22 protein-coding genes are annotated in these 21,357 nt (G+C 69.1%); 11 read left to right on the forward strand and 11 right to left on the reverse strand.

What is annotated here, in order from left to right:
• Positions 1–35: 35 nt before the first annotated feature.
• Entirely contained in the window at positions 36–482 is a 447-nt protein-coding gene (locus tag ACO2SS_RS20365) for a DUF5990 family protein (protein ID WP_423279611.1), read from the reverse strand.
• A gap of 110 nt (positions 483–592) precedes the next feature.
• Positions 593–1,114 carry a GcrA family cell cycle regulator gene (locus ACO2SS_RS20370; protein ID WP_423279612.1) on the reverse strand — a complete coding sequence of 174 codons (522 nt, stop codon included), beginning with the start codon at positions 1,112–1,114 and terminating at the stop codon, positions 593–595.
• A gap of 305 nt (positions 1,115–1,419) precedes the next feature.
• Between ACO2SS_RS20370 and ACO2SS_RS20375 the strand changes: the two genes are divergently transcribed.
• Genes ACO2SS_RS20375 through ACO2SS_RS20385 form a run of 3 tightly spaced genes read left to right on the forward strand, consistent with a single transcriptional unit; the run spans position 1,420 to position 3,109 of the window.
• Complete coding sequence (locus ACO2SS_RS20375; RefSeq protein WP_423279613.1) at positions 1,420–1,797, forward strand: hypothetical protein; 378 nt, start codon at positions 1,420–1,422, stop codon at positions 1,795–1,797.
• A gap of 14 nt (positions 1,798–1,811) precedes the next feature.
• Positions 1,812–2,321: an RNA polymerase sigma factor gene (locus ACO2SS_RS20380; protein ID WP_423279614.1), complete on the forward strand. Its 510-nt coding sequence runs from the start codon at positions 1,812–1,814 to the stop codon at positions 2,319–2,321.
• Positions 2,318–3,109 carry an anti-sigma factor family protein gene (locus ACO2SS_RS20385; protein WP_423279615.1) on the forward strand — a complete coding sequence of 264 codons (792 nt, stop codon included), beginning with the start codon at positions 2,318–2,320 and terminating at the stop codon, positions 3,107–3,109. Before ACO2SS_RS20380 ends, ACO2SS_RS20385 begins: the two co-directional genes overlap by 4 nt.
• A 21-nt stretch (positions 3,110–3,130) precedes the next feature.
• Here the strand turns inward: ACO2SS_RS20385 and ACO2SS_RS20390 are convergent, their stop codons facing one another.
• Together ACO2SS_RS20390 and ACO2SS_RS20395 are read right to left on the reverse strand one after the other, a co-directional pair.
• Positions 3,131–3,733, reverse strand: coding sequence for a helix-hairpin-helix domain-containing protein (locus tag ACO2SS_RS20390; RefSeq protein ID WP_423279616.1), 603 nt, complete (start codon positions 3,731–3,733; stop codon positions 3,131–3,133).
• Between the two features lie 44 nt (positions 3,734–3,777).
• A complete protein-coding gene (locus ACO2SS_RS20395; protein ID WP_423279617.1) occupies positions 3,778–4,299 on the reverse strand; it encodes a hypothetical protein in 522 nt (173 codons plus the stop codon).
• Between the two features lie 220 nt (positions 4,300–4,519).
• Here ACO2SS_RS20395 and ACO2SS_RS20400 point away from each other — a divergent pair, with 220 nt between their 5' ends.
• Genes ACO2SS_RS20400 through ACO2SS_RS20415 form a run of 4 tightly spaced genes read left to right on the forward strand, consistent with a single transcriptional unit; the run spans position 4,520 to position 7,957 of the window.
• On the forward strand, positions 4,520–5,035 hold the full coding sequence (locus tag ACO2SS_RS20400; RefSeq protein ID WP_423279618.1) for a hypothetical protein: 516 nt from the start codon (positions 4,520–4,522) through the stop codon (positions 5,033–5,035).
• Positions 5,036–5,061: 26 nt separating this feature from the next.
• Positions 5,062–6,057 (forward strand): mitochondrial fission ELM1 family protein, encoded by a 996-nt coding sequence (locus tag ACO2SS_RS20405; RefSeq protein WP_423279619.1) that lies wholly within the window; start codon positions 5,062–5,064, stop codon positions 6,055–6,057.
• Positions 6,058–7,023: a thioredoxin-disulfide reductase gene (gene trxB, locus ACO2SS_RS20410; RefSeq protein WP_423279620.1), complete on the forward strand. Its 966-nt coding sequence runs from the start codon at positions 6,058–6,060 to the stop codon at positions 7,021–7,023.
• A 43-nt stretch (positions 7,024–7,066) separates the two neighbouring features.
• Positions 7,067–7,957: a LysR family transcriptional regulator gene (locus ACO2SS_RS20415; RefSeq protein WP_423279621.1), complete on the forward strand. Its 891-nt coding sequence runs from the start codon at positions 7,067–7,069 to the stop codon at positions 7,955–7,957.
• A gap of 203 nt (positions 7,958–8,160) precedes the next feature.
• Here the strand turns inward: ACO2SS_RS20415 and msrP are convergent, their stop codons facing one another.
• From msrP to ACO2SS_RS20440, 5 genes are all read right to left on the reverse strand, one after another.
• Entirely contained in the window at positions 8,161–9,117 is a 957-nt protein-coding gene (gene msrP, locus ACO2SS_RS20420; RefSeq protein WP_423279622.1) for a protein-methionine-sulfoxide reductase catalytic subunit MsrP, read from the reverse strand.
• 213 nt (positions 9,118–9,330) lie between these two features.
• Positions 9,331–11,061: an AMP-binding protein gene (locus ACO2SS_RS20425; RefSeq protein ID WP_423279751.1), complete on the reverse strand. Its 1,731-nt coding sequence runs from the start codon at positions 11,059–11,061 to the stop codon at positions 9,331–9,333.
• Between the two features lie 143 nt (positions 11,062–11,204).
• Positions 11,205–11,939 (reverse strand): outer membrane protein, encoded by a 735-nt coding sequence (locus tag ACO2SS_RS20430; RefSeq protein ID WP_423279623.1) that lies wholly within the window; start codon positions 11,937–11,939, stop codon positions 11,205–11,207.
• A 96-nt stretch (positions 11,940–12,035) separates the two neighbouring features.
• Entirely contained in the window at positions 12,036–12,929 is an 894-nt protein-coding gene (locus ACO2SS_RS20435) for a phosphotransferase family protein (RefSeq protein ID WP_423279624.1), read from the reverse strand.
• 62 nt (positions 12,930–12,991) lie between these two features.
• Positions 12,992–14,194, reverse strand: a complete 1,203-nt coding sequence (locus ACO2SS_RS20440) for a pyridoxal phosphate-dependent aminotransferase (RefSeq protein WP_423279625.1) — start codon at positions 14,192–14,194, stop codon at positions 12,992–12,994.
• Positions 14,195–14,616: 422 nt separating this feature from the next.
• Between ACO2SS_RS20440 and ACO2SS_RS20445 the strand changes: the two genes are divergently transcribed.
• From ACO2SS_RS20445 to ACO2SS_RS20455, 3 genes are all read left to right on the forward strand, one after another.
• Positions 14,617–15,276, forward strand: a complete 660-nt coding sequence (locus tag ACO2SS_RS20445; RefSeq protein ID WP_423279626.1) for a YoaK family protein — start codon at positions 14,617–14,619, stop codon at positions 15,274–15,276.
• Positions 15,277–15,420: 144 nt separating this feature from the next.
• Complete coding sequence (locus tag ACO2SS_RS20450) at positions 15,421–16,371, forward strand: ring-cleaving dioxygenase (protein ID WP_423279627.1); 951 nt, start codon at positions 15,421–15,423, stop codon at positions 16,369–16,371.
• 50 nt (positions 16,372–16,421) lie between these two features.
• Positions 16,422–17,045, forward strand: coding sequence for an alpha/beta hydrolase (locus ACO2SS_RS20455; protein WP_423279628.1), 624 nt, complete (start codon positions 16,422–16,424; stop codon positions 17,043–17,045).
• A 66-nt stretch (positions 17,046–17,111) separates the two neighbouring features.
• Here ACO2SS_RS20455 and ACO2SS_RS20460 read toward each other — a convergent pair whose 3' ends face one another.
• Positions 17,112–17,618 (reverse strand): peroxiredoxin, encoded by a 507-nt coding sequence (locus tag ACO2SS_RS20460; RefSeq protein WP_423279629.1) that lies wholly within the window; start codon positions 17,616–17,618, stop codon positions 17,112–17,114.
• Positions 17,619–17,761: 143 nt separating this feature from the next.
• Between ACO2SS_RS20460 and ACO2SS_RS20465 the strand changes: the two genes are divergently transcribed.
• A complete protein-coding gene (locus ACO2SS_RS20465) occupies positions 17,762–18,388 on the forward strand; it encodes a YqgE/AlgH family protein (RefSeq protein ID WP_423279630.1) in 627 nt (208 codons plus the stop codon).
• A 21-nt stretch (positions 18,389–18,409) separates the two neighbouring features.
• On the opposite strand, the gene ACO2SS_RS20470 is transcribed toward ACO2SS_RS20465, so the two are convergent.
• The gene (locus ACO2SS_RS20470) at positions 18,410–21,292 is read right to left on the reverse strand and encodes an EAL domain-containing protein (RefSeq protein WP_423279631.1); all 2,883 of its coding nucleotides are present in this window, start codon (positions 21,290–21,292) and stop codon (positions 18,410–18,412) included.
• Positions 21,293–21,357: the final 65 nt, after the last annotated feature.

Below are 21,357 nucleotides of genomic sequence, written 5' to 3' on the forward strand. Positions count from 1 at the left end.
CGCGAGGCCGCTCGCACGCGGCATCGCGAAGACGGTCATCCGACGGCCTGCCAGGTTCCGATCGGGCGCAAGGTCGCGCAGGCCGGCCCCCCGTCGGGGGCTCTTCCGGGAAGCTCGGCCTCGATGACCAGGCCGGCCAGAGCCTTCTCGAGCAGTTCGGCGGGCAGTTGGTGGATGTCGATCTTGGCCCGTCGGCTCCAGGCGGATGGGCGCTGCCCGGCCTGCTCGCCGATCGCGATGTAGATGAAGCGCCGCGTCGCCCCTTCGCTGCGGACGAAGTCCCCAAGAAATCTCGGCCCGGGCGCGACCCGCACCGGCACGTCGAAGGAGACGGCCTCGTCGCCGGCCGTGACTTGGCCGACCGGCTCGTTCTTCTTGTTCTGAAGGCTGTAGGCGACGCCCGGGAGCGGATCCCGGATCCTGAGTCTCAGGGTGACGACCTGACCCGCCGCCATCGCGGTCCCCGTTGGAAGCGCCAGCATCCCAGTATGCCGACACCGCGGGCGCCCGCAACGGTCGCGCGCCCGCTGCCAAAACGAAAAAGCCCGCTCGTGCGGAGCGGGCTCTTGCTGGCGCGATGAAAGGCCGGGCTTCAGGCCCGGAGCCTCCGGCGCTCGGCCGCCGGCTGGTAGGCGATCCGGCAATGGTGCCCGCAATAGGGCAGGCCCGTGACGGCCCGGCCGCCGCAGAACGAGAAGTCCGGCTTGGACGGATCGCCGAGCGGCCAGCGGCAGGTGCTCTCGCGCAGCTCCATGATGGAGACGCGCTGAGATTCCGGGATCTCCGCCTGCTCGTCGTCACCCCAGCGCGCGTCGGCCACGAGCGTCGGGCCGGCAGGCTGCTCCGGCGCCCGCGCCAGCAGCGAGGTCCGCCCGGCGTCGAGCTGCGTCGCTGCCGGAGCGGCAGGGCGCGCCTTGGCGGGCCGCACCGCCGCGGCCGCTCCCGGCTTGGCCCGACCTGAAAGGCCGAGCCGATGCACTTTTCCGATCACTGCATTGCGGGTCACCCCGCCGCCGAGCGCCGCCGCGATTTGGCTGGCGCTCAGGCCCTCGCCCCACAGCTTGGTCAATAACTCGACGCGGTCGTCACTCCACCCGGTCGCCGCATCATTCATCCGTCGCCTCCACCGGACGCTTCAAATCCGAATCCCTCATCGATCGCGGACGGAGATCCGTCCGACCGCGCTGCCGCGAGCTCGTCGTTGATGAGATTTTCGTGCCGAACGAGAGAAGCCGTTCGACCGCCGGGACCCTACTCGACCGCCTGACTCGGGCGCAAGAGTCCCCCAAAACGCCCTCCGCTTATCCCCAGACAATGTCCGCGGGGTGTGGCAAGCTTGCCCGACGGGCCGGGCCCGGCGTCACTCGGAATAGAGCCGCCCCCGCGCTCGTCTGGAGGGTATGTACAGGGAGAGGCGCCATGAAACGGGTTGTTCTCGCTTCCGCGATCGGTCTCGCTGCGTCCTTGGCACTGGCGCAGGCGCCGGAGCCGGCGAAGGTCGCCGACACCGCGAAGGGCAAGGTGCTGGCGGATGCGCGCGGCATGACGCTGTACACCTTCGACCGCGACATCGGCGAAGCGTCGAACTGCACCGGGCAATGCGCCCAGAACTGGCCCCCGCTTCTCGCGCCCGCGGATGCGCGACCCTCGGGCAACTGGACGATCGTCACGCGCCAGGACGGCGGCAAGCAATGGGCCTACAAGGGCAAGCCGCTCTACGGCTGGGCCAAAGACGGCAAGCCCGGCGACACGACTGGCGACGGCGTGAACAACGTCTGGCATGTCGCGACGCCCTGAGGCATCGGGGACGCATGGACGAAATCGCCGCTCTGATCGAGCCGCACATTCCCGCGCTCAGGCGTTATGCCTGGGCGCTGCTGCGCGATCGCGAGGCGGCCGATGATCTCGTCCAGGACTGCCTGGAGCGGGCGGTGGCGCGGTGGCGGCTGCGTCGGCGCGACGGGGATCTGAAGGCCTGGCTCTTCGCTATCCAGCACAACCTGTTCATCGACGGGCTGCGCCGGAAGCGACGCGAGCTCCTCCGGGCCGAGGTGGAGGACCTGTCCGGCATAGCCGAGCACGGGATCGAGCAGGATTCCCGGGCCGCGATGCGCGACATCCTCGCCTGCCTCGACGCGCTCCCGCCGGAGCAGCGCGCCGTGATCCTGCTCGTGGGCGTGGAGGACCTGTCCTACGAGGCTGCTGCGCGGGTCCTGGGCGTCCCGATCGGGACGGTGATGTCGCGGCTGAGCCGCGGTCGCGAGAAGCTGCGGCGCCAGCTCGACGGAGCGGCGCAGCCGGTGCTGAGGAGGGTCAAGTGACGGGCTCCGAGCGCCCTGTCGGCGAGGATGATCTGAGCGCCCTGGTCGACGGGCGGCTTCCGGCCGACCGTAGCGACGTGGTGGATGCCTATCTGGCTGCCCAGCCGGAGGTGTCCGCCCGCGTGCAGGCCGACCGGGCGATCAGGGCCGCTCTCCGGGAGCGATTGGCGACGAAGGCCGACGAGCCGATCCCCGCGCGCCTGCGCACGGCGGCCTTGCTGGCCGAACACCGTCGTATCCGGAACGGGCGGCTGCTCCAGGCGCTCGCGGCCTGCCTCGTCCTGCTGGTCGGCGGCGCGGGCGGATGGTTCATGCGCGACATCGCGGACCGGACGCTCGGGATGCCGGCGCGGCTCGCGCCGCTGCCCCAGGAGGCCCTGGCTGCGCACCGCATCTACACGGTGGAGGCCGTGCATCCCGTCGAGGTCAAGGCAGACCAGGAAACCCATCTGGCGAACTGGCTGTCGAAACGGCTCGGCCGGCGCCTCGCCATCCCGGACCTCGAGAGCGTGGGCTTTCGCCTGATCGGGGGACGCCTCCTTCCTGCCGGCCGAAGCGACGTTGCCGCGCAGCTGATGTATGGCGCGGACGACGGCTCTCGCCTGACGCTCTATGTCCGGTGCGGCGAGGTGGGACGCTGGGATCTGCGGGTCACCCGGCAGGGCGAGTTCGCCTCGGCGACCTGGGCCACCGGAGGCTACGGCTACGCCCTCTCGGGCTCGCTCGATCCCGACCGGTTGATGATGGTCGCGCGCGCGGCCCACAGCGAGATGACGACGGGCGGCTAGGCCGGGACGGAGCGCCGGTGCCTATTCGACGGTGACCTCGCCCCTGATCCGGGCGAAGGTCGCCCGCGTGACGATGCGCTTCTCGAGCAGGTCCTCCGGCGAAGCATAGGGCCGTCCACGCGCGACAGCCTTCCCGATGCGGCCGGCGCCCGGGATGGAGTTCAGGGCCTCGATCGAGGCCGTGTTGAGGTCGAGCTTGGGGCTTCCGGCCGGGACGGGCGGCGCGCTCCGCTCCCCCTCCGGTTCCGCGTAGGCAACGCGTGTCGGCGGCAGTGGCGCCGGCGCGATCGATCCGGTGACGTCCACCACGGCCGGCTCGCTTGCCGGCCTCGCCGGGCGGGCCTCGGGCCGCAGGACCGGAACGGCGTCGCCGTCCGAGGCGGAACTCACCAGCGGACCGGCATACACCACCCGGACCTGACGGGCGGCCTGCGGCGGCTGTCGCGTCTGGAGCAGGTCGGGCGCGGCCTGGGCCGCCTCGATCGGAAGCGGGACCGCGCTGCGCGGACTGGCGTCGGCCTGCGCGTCGCCCGAGCCTTCCACAAGGCCCGCGATGGTCAGCCCGGAGGCGACCACGATCCCGACAAGCCCGAAAACCCGGTACGTGTCATCAAGGCGGCGCATGGATTGTTCCCGATTGTCCGGTGGAGGGTTCTGGTCGTCGGGGATCAGTCCGACGCGCTCGCGACCGTCGTCCGCGGCGGCGTGACGGGCTTGAGCCCCGCCATGTGCGAGAGACGCTCCCGCTCCGCCTTCGGCAGGTCCGACTGGGCGAGGGACGCGAAGTTCTGGCGCGAATACGGCATGCGGCCGCCCCGGAACACGAGGACCTCGTCCTTCAGGACGACAATGTCCCCGCGGCGGAGGGTCGGATCCTGCAGGTACCACTCGGGGTTCTTGACGGGATCGATCGGGACTTGCGCGGTCTTTTTCGTTTCCCTGTGCTCTCTCCTGACGGATCTCGGCTTGGCCTTCTTGCGCACCGTGAACCCGAGCGGCTCGTCCGCATCGATCCCCTGATACCGGTTCAGGGCCGGTGCGGGCTGGTAGTAGTATTGCTGAGGCTGCGGGTCGGACTCGATCCCGAATAGCCGTTCGAAGAAGCCGGCCTGCGCGGCCGTGACGCCTCCGAGAAGCAGCGCCCCGCCGGCCGCAAGACGCATAGATGAACCGAGTCCGATGATGCGCATCGCTGACCGCCGAGTGCCATTGAGTAGTCGCAAAGTTCGTCCGATTGCTGGTCGGAATACTCCTTGCGAGCATTTCCGAACACGACGAAACTTGCTTGGTTGCGACGAGAACTGATCAGGCGCGCCGAGGGTTCCGCGCCTGCCGATGCTTCCTGCGGCTCCGCTTGCACGTCTCGCCACGTGGCTTATCTGGGGATGTGCTGAGCGTGTCGGAGAGGGGATGAGCGGGTCTGGTATCAGCCGCAGGACGGTGGTCGCTTCCTCCCTCGCGGCCGCTTTCGCCAGCGTCGCGGCCCTGCCGGTTCTGGCCCAGACGGCGGCGCCGCGATTCTCCGGGATCATCGTCGACGTGCGGCCGCTCTACGCGAAGGGCCTGGGCCCCTTCGCCGACACTCTCCGGGCGGCCCTGGAAGCGGAGCTCGCGCGCAATTTCGGCGATCGTCTCGGCGGAGGCCGCAATGCGCCCCGGCTGGTCGTGCGCATCACTGGCGTGTCGATGGCGTCCTATGTCGGGCGGGACGGAGGGCGCTTCTTCGGGGGCGGCGTTCCGAACGACTATCTGGAGGGCGAAGCGCTCGTCGTCGCCCCGAACGGCCAGATCCTCGTCCGCCATCCGCAGCTCTCGGCCCTGCCGGCCAATTCGGGCGGCGCCTGGTACGATCCCGCATCCGAGCAGCGCCGCGTGGTCGCTCTGGCGGCTCACTATGCAGGATGGCTCCGACGCAGCCCGATCTGAAACCCGCGCCGGCGATAGGCTCCGGGATGGCCGGCCTTCGCGCCTGGGTCCTGACCGACGGCAAGGCCGGCGACGAGGCACAATGCCTGGGCGTCGCCGAGGCGCTCGGCCTCGAGCCCGAAATCCGCACGGTCGCGCCGCGTCCGCCCTGGGTCTGGCTGATGCCATGGGGCCCGGTCGACCCGCGCGAGCGTCCGGGCCGGCCGGCCAGCCCGGTCTCGCCGCCCTTTCCCGATCTCGTCATCGCCTCGGGCCGGCGGACGGTTCCGTATCTTCGCGAGATCCGCCGGCGATCGGGGGGGCGCAGCTATACCGTTTTCCTGAAGGATCCCCGGACCGGGCCCGGCACGGCCGATCTGATCTGGGCGCCGATCTATGATCCCATCCGCGGCCCGAACGTGCTCAACACCCTGACGTCTCCGCACCGGCTTTCGGCCGACAGGCTGGAGCAGGCGCGGCGTGCGCCCGACCCGCGCCTGTCGGGGCTGCCTTCGCCTCGTGTCGCGGTCCTGGTCGGCGGCGACAGCCGCCACGGCAGCTTCTCGGAGGAGGACGGCGGGCGCCTGCTTGCCGGGCTGCGCTCGGTCGCGGCCGACGGCGCCTCGCTGATGATCACCGCCTCGCGCCGCACGCCGCCGACATTGCGGGCGGCGCTGCCGGCCCTGGCCGCGGAGACCGGCGGCTTCTTCTGGACCGGGGAGGGCGAGAACCCCCTGGTCGCGATGCTCGCCCTCGCGGACGCGATCGTGGTCACGGCGGATTCCGCGAACATGCTGTCCGAGGCCCTCGGCACCGGGGCGCCTGTCCTCGTCTTCGAGCCCGCGGCCTGGCGCGGGCGCCTGTCGCGCCTGATGGCGGAGCTCAAATCACGCGGACTCGTGAAAAGCTTCAGTGGCAAACTCGAACTCTTCAACTACGAGAAGCTGGACTCGACACCCGTGATCGCACAAGCAGTTGCCCGAGGTATTGCAGCGCATCGCGCCGCGCGGGCGCGCGGTCCAGGGCGCAGCGGAGGTTTTTAGATGGCGCATCTCCACGCCAAGCTCATCATCATCGGGTCCGGACCGGCGGGCTACACGACGGCCATCTATGCGGCGCGCGCGATGCTGGAGCCGGTGATCATCTCAGGCATCCAGCCCGGCGGCCAGCTGATGATCACGACGGACGTCGAGAACTATCCGGGCTTCGCCGACGTCATCCAGGGCCCCTGGCTGATGGAGCAGATGCGGCTCCAGGCGGAGCATGTCGGGACCCGCATGATCTCCGACACGATCGTGAAGGCCGAGCTCGACCGCCGTCCCTTCCGTCTCACGGGGGATTCCGGCGACGTCTACGAGGCGGACGTCGTGGTGATCGCCACGGGCGCGCAGGCCAAGTGGCTCGGCCTGCCCTCCGAGGCGAAGTTCGGCGGCTTCGGCGTCTCCGCCTGCGCGACCTGCGACGGCTTCTTCTACCGCAACAAGGAAGTGGCGGTGGTGGGCGGCGGCAATACGGCCGTCGAGGAGGCGCTCTACCTCGCGAACCTCGCCTCGAAGGTGACGCTGATCCACCGGCGGTCCTCGCTGCGTGCCGAGCGCATCCTGCAGGATCGCCTGTTCCGGCACCCGAACGTGCGGGTGATCTGGGATTCGGCCGTCGAGGAGATCTGCGGCACCGAAGGGCCTCCGCCCTCCGTCACGCATCTGCGGCTTCGCAACGTGAAGACGGGGACGGTCGAGGAACTCCCCGTACATGGCGTGTTCATCGCGATTGGCCACAAGCCCGCGACGGAGATCTTCGCTGGCCAGCTCGACATGAAGCCAGGCGGCTATCTCCGGACGGCGCCGGATTCCACCGCGACCAACATCCCGGGTGTTTTCGCAGCCGGTGACGTGACGGACGACGTGTACCGTCAGGCCGTCACGGCGGCAGGGCTCGGCTGCATGGCCGCGCTCGAGGCCGAGCGGTACCTGGAAGCTGCAAACCTCCTCGCCGAGGCGGCCGAATAGAAGGTCCCGGTCGGCCGGGGACGCAACGGGCCTGGGGGCCGCCTTGGACTGGGACAAAATCCGAATCTTCTACACCGTTGCGGAAGCAGGGAGCTTTACCCGCGCGGGTGACGACCTGGGGCTGAGCCAGTCGGCCGTGAGCCGACAGGTCTCGGCGCTCGAGCGCGAGCTGAAGGCTCCGCTCTTCCACCGGCACGCCCGCGGCCTGATCCTGACGGAGCAGGGTGACCTGCTCTTCCGGGCCGCCAAGGACATGCGGCTGCGGCTCGAGAATACCCGCGCGAGGCTCGAGGAAACGAGCGAGCGACCCTCGGGCGAGCTGAAGATCACGACGACCGTGGGCCTCGGCTCGCTCTGGCTGACCCAGCGCATCGCCGAATTCCTCGACACCTATCCCGACGTGCGGGTCTCGCTCATCCTCACCAACGAGGAGCTGGACCTCGCCATGCGCGAGGCGGATGTCGCGCTCCGGCTGCGCCGGCCCGCGCAGCCCGACCTCATCCAGCGCCGCCTCTTCACGGTTCACTTCCACGTCTACGCGTCGCACGACTACGTGAAGCGGTTCGGCGAGCCGAAGACGGTCGACGACCTCGACGAGCACCGTCTCCTGTCGTTCGGGGGCGACCAGCCGTCCTACCTGTTGTCGGTCCACTGGCTGGCGACGATCGGGCGCGACGGGCGGCAGCCGCGCGAATACCACATGGTGGTCAACAACATCCCGGCTTTGCGCTCCGCCGTCGAGACCGGCGCCGGGATCGCGGTTCTTCCCGATTACGCGGTGGACGGGAACTCGAACCTGGTGCAACTTCTGCGTGATATCGAGATGCCGGCGCTCGATACGTACCTCGTCTACGCCGAGGAGATGCGGAACGTGGCCCGCGTCCAGGCTTTCCGCGACTTCCTCGTCGCGAAAGCCCAGCGCTGGTCCTATTGAAGACGGTTCCATGTAGCGGCTGCATGGCTTCCATGAGCCTGCCCGCCTGCCATGCACCGTACGACGTGCCAGAGTAGTGGAGGCTGAGACCTGCGGAACCGGATGACCTCCCGTTTCCGTTCAGCCGTTCCCCTCTGGAGACGCTCCTGTCGCGTCTCAACTTTCGGCCGGATCCTCGCGGGTCCGGCCTTTTTCGTGGCCGGCTAGGCCCAGAGGCGCTCGCCCTTCAGGTTCTTGTAGAGGTCGGCCACGTACTCGCCGTAGCCATTGAACAGCAGGGTGGGGCGCATCTCGCCAGTGCCGAGCACGCGCTCTTCCGCCTGGCTCCAGCGCGGATGCGAGACCTCGGGGTTCACGTTGGCCCAGAATCCATATTCCGACGATTGCAGGGCCTCCCAGAACGTCTTCGGCCGCTCGTTCGTGAAGGTAATCCGGTCGATCGCCTTCACGGATTTGAAACCGTATTTCCAGGGGACCGCGAGGCGGAGAGGCGCGCCGAACTGGTTTGCGAGCGGCTTGCCGTAGACGCCCGTCACCATGAAGGCGAGATCGTTGCCGGCCTCCTCGACCGTCAGGCCCTCCGTGTAGGGCCAGGGATACCAGAACTGCTTCTGTCCGGGCGCCTGGCCGGGGTCCTTGAACGTCTGCATCACGATGTAGCGCGCATCGGCCTTGGGGCTCGCCATGGCGACCAGGGAGGCGAGCGGGAAACCCGTCCAGGGCACGGCCATCGACCAGGCTTCGACGCAGCGGTGGCGATAGAGCCGCTCCTCCAGGGGCATCTTCCGGATGAGATCGTCGATCGCGATCTCCACCGGCTTGTCGACCAGCCCGTCGATCTTCACGGTCCAGGGCCGGGTCTTCAGCTTGGCGGCAGCGCCGGTGACGGACTTGGACGTCCCGAACTCGTAGTAGTTGTTGTAGTCGCCCGAGAACTTCTCGTCCGTGAGGGCCCTGTCGAGCTTGTAGCGATCGTTGCGCTTGGCCGGATAGAGATCCGCCGTCGGGTCGGCCGGGGAGGCCGCCTGGGCGCCGCCGATCACGGATGCGCCGATGAGGCCGGCGCCGCCCGCCATCAGGGCCCGCCGGTTCAGGAATGCCGATTCAGGTGTTGCCTCGCTCTCGGGGATCTCCCAGCCGCGGCGGTTCTTGATCAGCATCGGTGCTCTCCTCCGACAAGGCTCGTCCGGTTCGCGGGGCAGGGTCGTTCCGCGCCCGGATCCTCGGGGCGCGCGCTCAGGACCTACGGCCGCCTCGGCAAAAGGTTGCGGCTGCGACACCGCAGCCAAGCCCGCCCCTGCCTCGATGGCATGTACGAAATCGGCGTCCGTTTCATTCCGGCACTCACGCGAGCGTGACCGCGCCGTGCCGGGTCAGGCGGCCCGGTCCGTCTCCTCGGCGACCTCGTCCTTGAGGACGCGCCGCAGGACCTTTCCGACATTGGATTTCGGCAGCGACGCGCGGAACTGGATCAGGCGCGGCCGCTTGTAGCCGGTCAGCCGCTCGCGGCACCAATCCTTGACGTCCTCCTCCGTGAGCGCCGGGTCGGCCTTCACGATATAGGCGGCCACGACCTCCCCGGAGCTCGCCTCGGACAAGCCGATGACGGCCACCTCGGCCACGCCCGGATGGGCGGCGATCACGTCCTCGACCTCGTTCGGATAGACGTTGAAGCCGGATACGAGGACCATGTCCTTCATCCGGTCGACGATCTTGAGCGCTCCGTCCGGCCCGAGGGTCGCGACGTCCCCGGTGCGGAAGAAGCCGTCCGGCGTCATCGCTTTCGCGGTCTCGTCCGGCCGGCTCCAATAGCCGCGCATCACCTGAGGCCCGCGCACGCAGAGCTCCCCGGGCTCGCCGAGCGGGACGGGGCGGCCCGCCGCGTTGCGGACCGAGACTTCCGTCGAGGGCAGCGGGTAGCCGATCGTGCCGGTGAATTCCGGGATGTCGAGGCGATTGACCGTGACGACGGGCGAGGTTTCGGACAGGCCGTAGCCCTCGACGATCGGCCGGCCCGTGAGCTCCTTCCAGGCCTTCGCGACGGCGGCCTGCGTGGCCATCCCGCCGGAGACGCAGAAGTGGAGCTTCGAGAAATCCACCTTCCGGATCTCGGGATGGCGGGCGAGGGCGTTGTAGAGCGTGTTCACGCCCGACATCACCGTGAAGGGCCTCGTCCTGAGGGTCTTCACGAAGCCGTTCAGGTCGCGCGGATTGGCGATCAGCAGCAGGCAGGAGCCCATCCGCACCATTACCAGGCAGCAGGCCGTCAGCGCGAAGATGTGGTAGAGCGGCAGCGCCGTCACGGCGATCTCGGCGCTCCGGCCGAGGCCGCCCGCCCGCATCCAGGCCTCGCACTGCATGACGTTCGCGGCGACGTTGCGATGGGTGAGCGTCGCGCCCTTGGCTATGCCCGTCGTGCCGCCCGTGTACTGCAGGAAGGCGATGTCCTCGGAGCGGACCTCGATCTGGTCCGGGGGGCGCGCCGCGCCCTGCCGAAGGACCTCCGCGAAGGAGATGCCGTTGTCCAGCCTGAAGGCCGGCACGGACCTCTTCACATGGCGGGATACCAGGTTGACGATCGTGCCCTTGAGCCCGAGGAGGTCGCCCGGCGTGACGACCACCACCCGTTCCAGCGCGACCTCGCCCCGAACGGCTTCGACGGTCGCGCCGAAATTCTCGAGGACGAACAGGACGCGAACCCCGGCATCCTTCAGCTGGAAGGCGAGCTCGCGCGGGGTGTAGAGCGGGTTCACGTTGACGACCGTGGCACCCGCCATCAGCGTGCCGAACAGGATCGGCGTATACGCCATGACGTTCGGCAGCATGATGGCGACGCGGTCGCCGCGGCCGATGCCCTGGATCTGCAGCCAGGAGGCCACCGCCCCGGCGCGTGCGCCGAGCTCGCCGTAGGTCAGGCGCTTGCCGAAGCTCTCGAGAGCGGGCCGTTCGGGATAGCGCGAGACGCTCTCGTCGAAGATGTCGACCAGGGTGCCGACCGCATCGAGATCGATCTCGGCGGGAACACCGGCCGGGTACGATGCGAGCCAGGGGCGCGCCGCCGCTGGATCGCCTGTCTCGGCCTGTATCGCCGCACTTCCCTCCATGGTCACGCGTTCTCCCGGCGCACTCTCTTGCGGAGCTGCTTGTCTATGCTCCCATCCCCCTGGGGACGAAGCAAGGGTTCCCGCTCGGGGGACATCCATCGGGCCGAGGCGGGCCCGCGCCGTTCGGCGCGGCGGAGGGCTGGCTAGAAGAGGTTGAACTTGTAGTTTAGGCCGGCGCGGGCGACGACCCCCGCGCTGTCGAAGCGCGCGCCCCGGACGAGCCCGGTCGGCGGCGTGGCGCCTCCCGCCAGCGAGCGGCGGCCGAGATCGTAATAGAGCGCCTCGGCCTTTCCGGTCAGGTTCGGCGTGAAGCCGTATTCGATGCCGGCTCCAGCCGCGTACCCGACCTCGGTGCGGGTCGACGCGACCGCGTAGGACGCCCCCGGGAAGACGATGCTCTGCGCGTTGCGCACGTCCCCATAGGCCAAGCCACCCGTCGCGTAGACGAGGACCCGGTCCATCACGAGGCCCACGCGGGCCCGCAGCGTGCCGAGGAATTCCAGCCGCTGCGCGGCGTTGTAGGAGATCGCGCCGGGGAACGTCCCGCCGACATTGCGGCCGATATCGGTGTACTGGATGTCGGTCTCGATGCCGCCGAGGAAGCGGCCGATCTGCTGGTTGTAGCCGGCCTGGCCGCCGCCCACGAAACCGTCGCCATCGGTGTCGAGAACGGGCGTCGGGGCGCAGGCGGGTCCGCAGGTCGGGCGATGCCGGTTGTCCGAAAAGCCATAGCCGGCATTCACGCCGACATAGAAGCCCGACCAGGAATAGGGGATTTCCAGCGTTGCGGGTGCCGCCCGCGAGGTCAGGTCCGCCGCGGGTGCAAGCACCGTCAGCCCAAGTAGTCCGGCTGCCGCCAGCGCGAGGGAACGCAGCATCGAATCAAGCTCTCCAGAGATGTGGAGAATCTACGTGAATCGGGGCGTAGCGACTGTCGCTGGCGTGCAACAAAGCCGGGTCGTCGGCGGCGGAGCTCAGCCGCTCCCGCGGTCGTCGAACCAGCTCACGACCAGGCGCCTGGTGCCCGGCACGTCATACCCGGTCGCGAGTGCGCCGGCGAACTCGGACAGCCGCATGGCGGCCGTCAGCAGGAAGATGCGCCGGCGGTTCACCGGGATGCCCGTGAACCGCTCGTAGGCGGCGGCCGCGCGGCGGGGCAGTTCGGGGTGGATGAGGGAGGGCTGCACGAATTCCCGGTGCCGCGGGCCGAAGCCGGAATCCGCAAAGTCGAAGATGCCGGACAGGGACCCTCTCTTCGGATCGAAGACCATGTTCCAGCCATGGGCGTCGAAGAACCCGTAAATCTCGCCGCCGGGATCGGGGCCGAGCGACCGGTATTCGCGGATCGCCGCTTGCGCGCGCTCGCGCACGCCGCGCGGCAGCGCCCGCCAGGCGGGCTCCAGGGTCGCATCGTCCGTGGCCCAAGGCGCGATCGGACGGGCTCCGGCCGCATGCATGGTCTCGCGATCGAGCGCATGGAGCTCTGCGAAGAAGCGCGCCAGGTCCCAGGCGACCGCGTCCCGCTCCGCCTCCGTGAGGCCCGCATAGGCGCGTGTGACGAGAAGCGTCCCGGGCAGCGTCTCGTGCCGGGAGAACAGGCGGGGCCCCTCGTTCAGGATCATGTCCGGGACCGGCATCGTGAGCCGGGGCCGCAGGATCCGGAGCAGGCCGGCCTCGCGGCGCAGGGCGGCTTCCGCCTCCGCACCGTTCGGGAACTTGAAGATCAGTCGATGGTCGGCCTCGACGGCGAGGCTGTGCCAGCCGCGTCCCGCGACCGTGAAGCGGGCGCGGGCGAGGTCCGGATAGACGGACAGAATCGCGTCGATGCAGCCGGCGAGCTCCGCGTCGCCGGCCGTGGCCTGCGGCATTGCCGCGGCAGCGCCGCGAGGGGCCTCTCCGGCCCTCGCGGCCTCCTGGATTTCCGACCGGCTCAGCGCAGCTCGCCGCAGAAGCGCTGGATGCGCCGGCAGGCTTCCTCGAGCGCCTCGTTCGAGGTGGCGTAGGAGATGCGCAGGTTCGGGCCGAGGCCGAAGGCGGAGCCGTGGACGGCCGCGACGCCCTCCTGCTCGAGGAGCTCCGTCACGAAATCCTCGTCCGTCTCGATCCGCTTGCCCGATTTCGTCGTCTTCCCGATCGTGCCCTCGCAGGACGGGTAGACGTAGAAGGCGCCCTCCGGCTTCGGGCATTTCAGGCCCGACGCCTGGTTGAGCATCGACACGACGAGGTCCCGCCGCTCCTCGAAGGCCTTCCTGAAGACCTTGAGGTGGTCCTGCGGACCGTCGAGCGCCTCGACCGACGCCCACTGGGCGATCGAGCAGGCCCCGGAGGTCTGCTGGCCCTGGACGAAGTCCATCGCCTTGATGAGCTTCTCGGGGCCGGCCGCGTAGCCGATGCGCCAGCCCGTCATGGCATAGGCCTTCGAGACGCCGTTCATCGTCAGCGTGCGCTCGTAGAGGTTCGGCTCGACCTGCGCGGGGGTGACGAACTTGAAGTCGCCGTAGGTCAGGTGCTCGTACATGTCGTCCGTGAGCACCCACACATGCGGGTGCCGGACGAGCACGTCCGTGATCTTCTTCATCTCGTCCCAGCTATAGGCGGCCCCCGAGGGGTTGGAGGGCGAGTTGAGGATGATCCACTTCGTCTTCGGCGTGATGGCGCGCTCGAGCACCTCCGGCTGGAGCTTGAAATCGTGCTCCATCGAGGCCTCGATGATGACCGGGGTGCCGCTGCAGAGGCCGACCATCTCCGGGTAGGACACCCAGTAGGGCGCCACGACGATCACCTCGTCGCCCGGGTTGAGCGTCGCCATGAGGGCGTTGAAGATGACGTGCTTGCCGCCCGTGCCGACGATCGTCTGCGAGGGCTTGTAGTCGAGCTCGTTCTCGCGCTTGAACTTGCGGGCGATCGCCTCGCGGAGCTGCGGGATGCCGGAGACCGGCGTGTACTTCGTCTCGCCGCGCCGGATCGCCTCGATGGCGGCGTTCTTCACGTTGTCCGGCGTATCGAAATCCGGCTCGCCGACGGACAGCGAGATCACGTCCCGGCCTTTCGCTTTCAGGTCGCGGGCCTTCTGCGTCATCATGATGGTCGCGGAGGGCTTCACGCGCGAAAGTGTGTCGGCCAGGAAGGCCATGGAACGTCTCCAAAGGGCTGCTGAGAGCGGCGGGACCCTAGTGCGGCACACCAGATGGGGCAAGGCGAAAGGCGTGATGGGAGGGATCAGCCCTCCGCATGGGTCGGGGCTCTGCCGGGCCCTCGGCCTTGCCCTGGCCCGGCGGCCTCCGTCCGGTCCTCGGCCGAGCTCGTCGTGTGCCGGCTTTTCGTCCTGGACAGGGTGCGCTGGTCCGGCTCCAATCGGGCTATTGGGAACCCCGTGCGCCGCCCGCCCGATCTCGTGATCGAACCGGGTATGAGAAGGTTGGTCGCCTCGACGAGCGAGGCTGCCGGCCGGGCGCGGCCGACGCACGGCCTTTCGCGAATTCGAGGGGAAGAGGCCCTGATGGTGGCATCCCTAGGAGCCAGGCCGCAGGACGGAGCCGTCCGGGGTACCGAGCCGTGACCCTCTACGAACGGAGAACGCAGCTGCTTGCCTGGCTGCTCGCGGCGGTCGCCGGCTATGTCGACGGCAGCGGCTTCATGGTGATCGGCGGCTATTTCGTCTCCTTCATGAGCGGCAACTCGACGCGATTGGCGGTCGATTTCGTGCAGAAGCCGAGCCTGGTGGGGATCGGCGGCGGCCTCATCTGCTCGTTCCTGCTCGGCGTCATATCCGGAGCCTTGCTCGGCCATGCGGCCGGGGAGAGAAGGCCGCCGGCGGTGCTCGCCTACACGGCCCTGCTGCTCGCCGTGGCTGCCGCCTCGTCCCATTCGGCATCGCCGCTCCTGACGACGGTCGTGATGGCGTGCGCGATGGGCGCGCTCAACAATGTCTTCGAGCGGAATGGGGAGGTCAGCATCGCCCTGACCTATGTGACGGGCAGCCTCGTGAAGCTCGGCCAGCAGATCGCAACGGCCTGCCTCGGCGGCCCGCCCTTCGGGTGGGTGTCCTATCTGGGTTTGTGGTTCAGCCTGGTCACCGGAGTGGCGATCGCAGCCGCGACCTTCCCGACGGTGGGCCTGACCGGCCTCTGGGGCATGTCGGCGCTCCTCGCCGGGCTCGCGGTCCTGACCTGGTTCACCGACACCGTCCGCGGCGTGGAGCGTCACCTGACCTGAGGAGTGGCGCTGCCCCGAGCACTCGGGGGCAGCCGGGATTGCCTGAAGGCAGGATCGGGCTTGCAGCCCTGCAAGTGCGCTGCGGCCCGTTCGGGCCTACCTCTCGCGTCAGACGGGGGCGATCGCCCCTCGCGGGAGGGTCCAATGACCACCAACGGCATCCATCACGTGACCGCGATTTCCGGTCCGGCCCGGCGCAATCTCGATTTCTACAAGCGCGTTCTCGGGCTGCGCCTGGTCAAGAAGACCGTCAATTTCGACGATCCGGGCACCTATCACCTCTATTACGGCGACGAGACCGGGCAGCCGGGCACCATCCTGACGTTCTTCCCATGGGAGCACGTCGCGCCCGGGCGGCTCGGCATCGGCGAGACCTCCGAGACGGCGTTTCGCGTGCCTCGCGCGGCGATCGGCTGGTGGGCGCACCGGTTCGTGGCCGAAGCGGTGGCGCATGACGTCCCGGTCCGCGTGTTCGGCGAGACCGTGCTGCGCTTTCGCGATCCCGACGGGACGCGGCTCGCGCTCGTCGCCGTCGAGGACGCGGAGGCGGATCCGGCCTGGAGCGACGGGGCGGTCCCGGCCGAGCATGCCATCCGCGGCTTCCACGGCGTCACCCTGATGCTGGCGAAGGCGGAGCCGACGGCCGCGATCCTCACGGACGTGTTCGGCTTCACGGAGGCCGGCCGCGAGGGATCGCTCCTGCGCCTCTCGACCGGGGCGCGCGAGGGCGGACACGTGACGCTGCACGCCGTGGGCGATTTCCTGCCCGGCAGGGCGGGCGGGGGCACGGTCCACCACATCGCCTTCCGGGCGCCCGACGACGCGGCCGAGATGGCGATGGTGGAGCGGCTCCGGAGCCGGCACGGCATCACCACGACCGAGCAGAGGGACCGCAACTACTTCCGGTCCGTCTACTTCCGCGAGCCGGGTGGCGTGCTCTTCGAGATCGCCACGGACGTGCCCGGGTTCGCCATCGACGAGCCCGTCGAGGCGCTTGGGCGCGAGCTCAAGCTCCCGGCCCAGTACGAGGCGGACCGCGCGATGATCGAGGCGCACCTGCCCAAGCTCGAAGGGCCGCTCGTCGCGGCGGCCTAGCATCTGGACAAGTCGGCGCCGGGCCCGCGAGGCCCGGCCGGAGACCGGCCATGAACACCACGACGGAACTGTCCTTCATCCACCGTTTCGAACCGGCAGGCCTGCCCGGCCTGCCGCCCGTCCTCCTGCTGCACGGGACGGGTGCGGACGAGAACGACCTCATCGGGCTCGGCCGGGCGGTCGCGCCCGGGGCGGCGCTGCTTTCGCCGCGGGGCAAGGTCCTGGAAAACGGCATGCCGCGCTTCTTCCGCCGGCTCGCGGAAGGGCGCTTCGACGAGGCGGATCTGCGTCGCCGGACGGAGGAGCTGGCCGACTTCATCGGCGCGGCGCGCGAGGCCTATGGGCTGGCGGCTCCGATCGCGCTCGGGTTCTCGAACGGGGCCAACATCGCGGCCGCGATGCTGCTGATGCGTCCGGAGGTGCTCGCCGGGGCCGCCCTGATCCGGGCGATGCCGCCCTTCGCGGACCCGCCTGAAGCGGATCTGGCGGACAAGCCCGTCCTGATCCTGTCGGGAAGCGCCGATCCGCTGGTGCCGCTGCCCGTGGCCGAGCGGGTCGCAGCGCAGCTCGCCGATGCCGGCGCCGGCGTGGAACACAAGCGCGTGCCCGGCGGGCATGGCCTGACGCAGATCGACGTCGCCCAGCTCGGCGCGTGGTTCAAGGCGCGCGGGTAGCGGGCGGGAAGATTCCAGCCGGGCGAGGTCCTCGTCCGGCTGGAGCGATATTGGGAGCGACGGGCCTCAGTTCGCCTGCTGGCCTTCGCCGAGCTCCTTCAGGAGGTTCTCGGCGCTGGACACGTCCGCCTTCGAGGGCACGTCCTCGACATTGAGGGACCGGACCACCCCGTCCTCGACGATCATCGAATAGCGCTGCGAGCGCGTGCCGAGGCCGAAACCCGTGCCGTCGAAGGCAAGGCCGAGCGCCTTGGCGAAGTCGGCGTTGCCGTCGGACAGGAATTCGACCTTCCCGTCCGCTCCCGCCGACTGGCTCCAGGCCTTGAGCACGAAGACATCGTTCACGGAGGTGACCAGGATCGCGTCGATGCCGGCCGCCTTGATCTCGTCGGCGCGTTGGACATACCCCGGAAGATGGTTGCGGTCGCAGGTCGGCGTGAAGGCGCCCGGCACCGCGACCAGCACGACCTTGCGGCCACGGAACAGATCGTCAGTCGTGCGCGCGGCAGGTCCATCGGCCGTCATCACGCGAAAGGTTGCCTGGGGAAGGCGATCACCGATCTTGATTGTCATGCAGAACCTCCTGCGGCCAAGCCGCGAAATCTTCGCTTACCCTGCGGGGCTGAGCGCGTCGAGGCAGTGGTCCAGAATTGGACTGTGTCGCTTTCCAGCCGGAAGCTTGCAGCGGGGTAGACAATCTTACGCTCTGGCGTAGCATGACTGTCATGGGCCAGGCGCGAATGATGACCCGTGGCGGCGAAAGCGCAGGCTATCTCGATGGGCAGATGCTCATCGCGATGCCCGGAATGATGGACGAGCGTTTCCAGCGCACGGTCATCTATATCTGCGCTCATTCGGCCGAGGGCGCCATGGGCATCGTCCTGAACAAGCCCGCATCGGACCTGAGCTTTCCGGATCTCCTGGTCCAACTCGAGGTCATTCCGGAGAAGGACGCCATCCGGCTTCCCCGCCGGGTCGAGCAGATGAACGTGCTGATCGGCGGCCCGGTCGAGACGAGCCGGGGTTTTGTCCTGCACACGCCGGACTTCTTCATCGACCAGTCCACCCTGCCGATCGACGACGGCATCTGCCTCACGGCCACCATCGACATCCTGCGCGCCATCGCGCGGGGGAGGGGCCCCGAGAGCGCGGTCCTGGCGCTGGGCTATGCCGGCTGGTCGCCGGGCCAACTCGAGAGCGAGATCCACGCCAATGGGTGGCTGAGCTGCGAGGCCGACCCGCACATCATCTTCGGGGCCTCGCTCGACCTGAAATACGACCTCGCCCTGCGCAAGATCGGGGTCGACCTCGGCATGCTGTCCGCCCAGGCCGGGCACGCCTGATCGGAGGCGACGGGTTCCCGCTCAGGCCGCCTCGGGCGCGGCGCCGACGAGGCGGCGGGCCTGCAGCGACGACATCGGCTCGCCGAACACGAAGCCCTGAGCGTAGTCGCAGCCCATGTGGTAGAGCTCGATCGCCTCGCTCTCCGTCTCGGCACCCTCCGCCACGACATCCATGCCGAGTTCCTCGGCGAGCTTCACGATGGAGCGCAGGATCACAGGGCGCCCATTGCCGAGCTCGCGCACGAAGCTCTGGTCGATCTTGATCGTGTCGAACGGGAAACGCTGCAGGTAGGACAGCGCCGAAAAGCCCGTGCCGAAATCGTCGAGCGAGAGGCCGGCGCCGAGGTCCTTGATCCGGGTCAGGATCTGGGCGGCGTATTCCGGATTCTCCATCACGAGGCTCTCGGTCAGCTCGAGCTTGAGCGAACCCGGCAGCACGCCCGAGCGGGCGAGAACCGTCTTCAGGTCCTGCAGAAGGTCGTGCTTCAGGAGCTGGCGGCTCGAGACATTGACGGAGGCGAAGATCGGCGGATCGACCTCCAGGGCCCGCTGCCACGCCGCCAGTTCATGCGCCGTCTGCTCCAGGGCAAAGACGCCGAGGTCGACGATGAGCCCGGATTCCTCGGCGACGGGGATGAAGGTCTGCGGCCCGATCGGCCCGAGTTTCGGGTGGTTCCAGCGCAGAAGCGCCTCGAAGCCGGCGATCGTGCGGTCCTCGAGCCGGACGATCGGCTGAAAGGCGACCAGCATCTCCCCGCGATCGAGAGCACGCCGGAGATCGCTCTCCAGGCCTAGCCGGTCGCCGCGCTGGAGCTGCCGCATCGAGGGATCGAACGCCTCCACGCGATCGCCCCCGAGCCGCTTGGCATAGGTGAGCGCGAGCTGCGCATTCTTGAGGAGCTCGTCGCCCTTCGCCGAGCGGGTCTCATCGTGCCGGACGACCCCGATGGACGCGGTCAGGAAGATCTCGCGCTCCGCATAGGTGATCGGGGTCGATACCGTCTGGCGCAGCATGTCGGCGAGGCGGTCGATCCGTTCGTCGTCCGATTCCGACAGGATGAGCGCGGCGAATTCGTCGCCGGATACGCGCGCGAGCGTGTCCTGGGGCCTCAGGAGCCGGCCGAGGCGCCGGGACAGGGTGAGAAGGATCTGATCGCCGCCCGTATAGCCGACGCTGTCGTTCACCTGCTTGAAGCGGTCGAGATCGAGCGCGATCACGGTCGGGCGGGGCGCGCCTTCGCCGGCCGGATAGGCCAGGGCGGCATCGATCCGGTCGAGGAAGAGCTGCCGGTTCGGCAGGCCGGTCAGGTTGTCGTGAACGGCATCGTGAAGGAGACGCTCCTCCGAGGCTTTCGCGTCGGTGATGTCCGTCAGCGTCCCGATGATGCGGACGACCTCGCCGTCGGCCCCGATCACCGGCCGCGCCTTCAGTCGGTACCAATGGTAGGGCCCGGAGACGGCTCTCAGGCGGAAATCATGCGTCAGCCGTCCGCGCCGGTTCTCGATGATGGCGTCGAGGGCCGCCCGCAGCCGGTCCCGGTCGAAGGAATGGACATGGTCCATCCAGTCCGCCGCGGCGCCTCCGAGCCCGCCCCGCCTGTGCCCGAGAGCATGTTCGAGATCGGGGGACACGAAGACGTTGTCGCCCGCCACGTCCCAGTCGAAGACGACGTCCCCGGACCCGGCGAGGGCCAGGGCGCGCCGCTCCGCGTCGCCGGACATGCCGGAGGCCTGCGGGCCGGCCGTGAAGGCATGCTGCATGACGGTGAAGCCGATCAGCATGACGATCAGCACGAGGCCGCCGATCAGCGCCGGCTGGACGAGGTCGCTCCCGAGCCGCCCCGTCACGGTGAGGCCCGCCGCGCCCACCCAGGCGACCAGCAGGAGCCAGGTCGGCACCAGCATGATCGCGCGGTCGAAACCGTGGAGGGCGAGATGCATGATCAGGATGAGCCCGACCACGGCCAGCGCCGCGATCGACGTCCGCGCGACGCCCGCGGCGATCGGCGGATCGACGATGGCGAGCCCGACGAGCGCCGTCAGGAAGACGAGCCAGAACATCCCCACATGGCTGTAGCGGACGTGCCAGCGGTTCAGGTTCAGGTACGCGAAGAGAAATACCAGGAGCGTCGCCGCCAGCACGGCCTCCGCGCCCGCGCGGTAGATGCGCTCGACCGTCTCCGGCACGGGGAAGATGCGCTGGAAGAACCCGAAATCGATGCACGCATAGGCGAGCACCGCCCAGGCGAGCGCCGCCGCGGCCGGGAAGATCACCGCCCCCTTCACGACGAAGACGATGGTCAGGAAGAGCGCGAGCAGCCCCGCGATCCCGATGATGATCCCCTTGTAGAGGAGGAGGCCCGAGACCTTCTGCCGGTAGGCCTCCGCCTCCCAGAGATAGAGCTGCCCGACATTCGAGGAGGCGAGCTCGGCCACGAAGGTCACCGTGGTGCCGGGGTCGAGCGTGATCTGGAAGAGGTCGGCATCGGGCGAGGGCTCGCGCTCCGGGCGGATACCCTCGCTCGCCGTGATCGCCGCGATGCGGATGGCGCCGAGGTCCGGCCAGAAGAGCCCCGAGCCGACCAGCCGGAAATGGGGTGCGACGAGCAGGCGCTCGATCTGCTCGTCGGTCGAGTTGGTGAGCGCGAAGACGATCCAGTCCGGGCGCGAGCCCGCCTCGCGCGCCTTCACGGCGATGCGCCGAACGATGCCGTCGCGGCCGGGGGCGGTCGAGATCTGCACGAGATCGCCATCCGAGCGATAGCGCTCGATCATCGGCGTCAGGTCGATGGCGGGGGCATCCGGAGCAACCCGGACGGCCTCGACCGCTGCCGCCGGCACCGGGGCGAAGAAGCCCGCAAGCGAGGCGGCCAGGAGGCCGAGGACGAGAAGGAGAGCGCGCACCGGGTGTCTTGATCCGTGCCTGTCAGCCACGGCTGGCAGCCGTACTCAATAGGGGGAAGGCGGGC

This window comes from Enterovirga sp. CN4-39, assembly GCF_049446235.1.
Lineage (GTDB): Bacteria > Pseudomonadota > Alphaproteobacteria > Rhizobiales > Beijerinckiaceae > Enterovirga.

Coding starts and splice junctions, on each gene's coding strand:
- ACO2SS_RS20440 (WP_423279625.1), bottom strand. CDS start 14,194: ATGGCCTTCCTGGCCGACACACTTTCGCGCGTGAAGCCCTCCGCGACC.
- ACO2SS_RS20390 (WP_423279616.1), bottom strand. CDS start 3,733: ATGCGCCGCCTTGATGACACGTACCGGGTTTTCGGGCTTGTCGGGATC.
- ACO2SS_RS20435 (WP_423279624.1), bottom strand. CDS start 12,929: ATGCCGCAGGCCACGGCCGGCGACGCGGAGCTCGCCGGCTGCATCGAC.
- trxB (WP_423279620.1), top strand. CDS start 6,058: ATGGCGCATCTCCACGCCAAGCTCATCATCATCGGGTCCGGACCGGCG.
- ACO2SS_RS20365 (WP_423279611.1), bottom strand. CDS start 482: ATGCTGGCGCTTCCAACGGGGACCGCGATGGCGGCGGGTCAGGTCGTC.
- msrP (WP_423279622.1), bottom strand. CDS start 9,117: ATGCTGATCAAGAACCGCCGCGGCTGGGAGATCCCCGAGAGCGAGGCA.
- ACO2SS_RS20370 (WP_423279612.1), bottom strand. CDS start 1,114: ATGAATGATGCGGCGACCGGGTGGAGTGACGACCGCGTCGAGTTATTG.
- ACO2SS_RS20395 (WP_423279617.1), bottom strand. CDS start 4,299: ATGCGCATCATCGGACTCGGTTCATCTATGCGTCTTGCGGCCGGCGGG.
- ACO2SS_RS20465 (WP_423279630.1), top strand. CDS start 17,762: ATGACTGTCATGGGCCAGGCGCGAATGATGACCCGTGGCGGCGAAAGC.
- ACO2SS_RS20425 (WP_423279751.1), bottom strand. CDS start 11,061: ATGGAGGGAAGTGCGGCGATACAGGCCGAGACAGGCGATCCAGCGGCG.
- ACO2SS_RS20455 (WP_423279628.1), top strand. CDS start 16,422: ATGAACACCACGACGGAACTGTCCTTCATCCACCGTTTCGAACCGGCA.
- ACO2SS_RS20405 (WP_423279619.1), top strand. CDS start 5,062: ATGGCCGGCCTTCGCGCCTGGGTCCTGACCGACGGCAAGGCCGGCGAC.
- ACO2SS_RS20380 (WP_423279614.1), top strand. CDS start 1,812: ATGGACGAAATCGCCGCTCTGATCGAGCCGCACATTCCCGCGCTCAGG.
- ACO2SS_RS20450 (WP_423279627.1), top strand. CDS start 15,421: ATGACCACCAACGGCATCCATCACGTGACCGCGATTTCCGGTCCGGCC.
- ACO2SS_RS20375 (WP_423279613.1), top strand. CDS start 1,420: ATGAAACGGGTTGTTCTCGCTTCCGCGATCGGTCTCGCTGCGTCCTTG.
- ACO2SS_RS20430 (WP_423279623.1), bottom strand. CDS start 11,939: ATGCTGCGTTCCCTCGCGCTGGCGGCAGCCGGACTACTTGGGCTGACG.
- ACO2SS_RS20460 (WP_423279629.1), bottom strand. CDS start 17,618: ATGACAATCAAGATCGGTGATCGCCTTCCCCAGGCAACCTTTCGCGTG.
- ACO2SS_RS20400 (WP_423279618.1), top strand. CDS start 4,520: ATGAGCGGGTCTGGTATCAGCCGCAGGACGGTGGTCGCTTCCTCCCTC.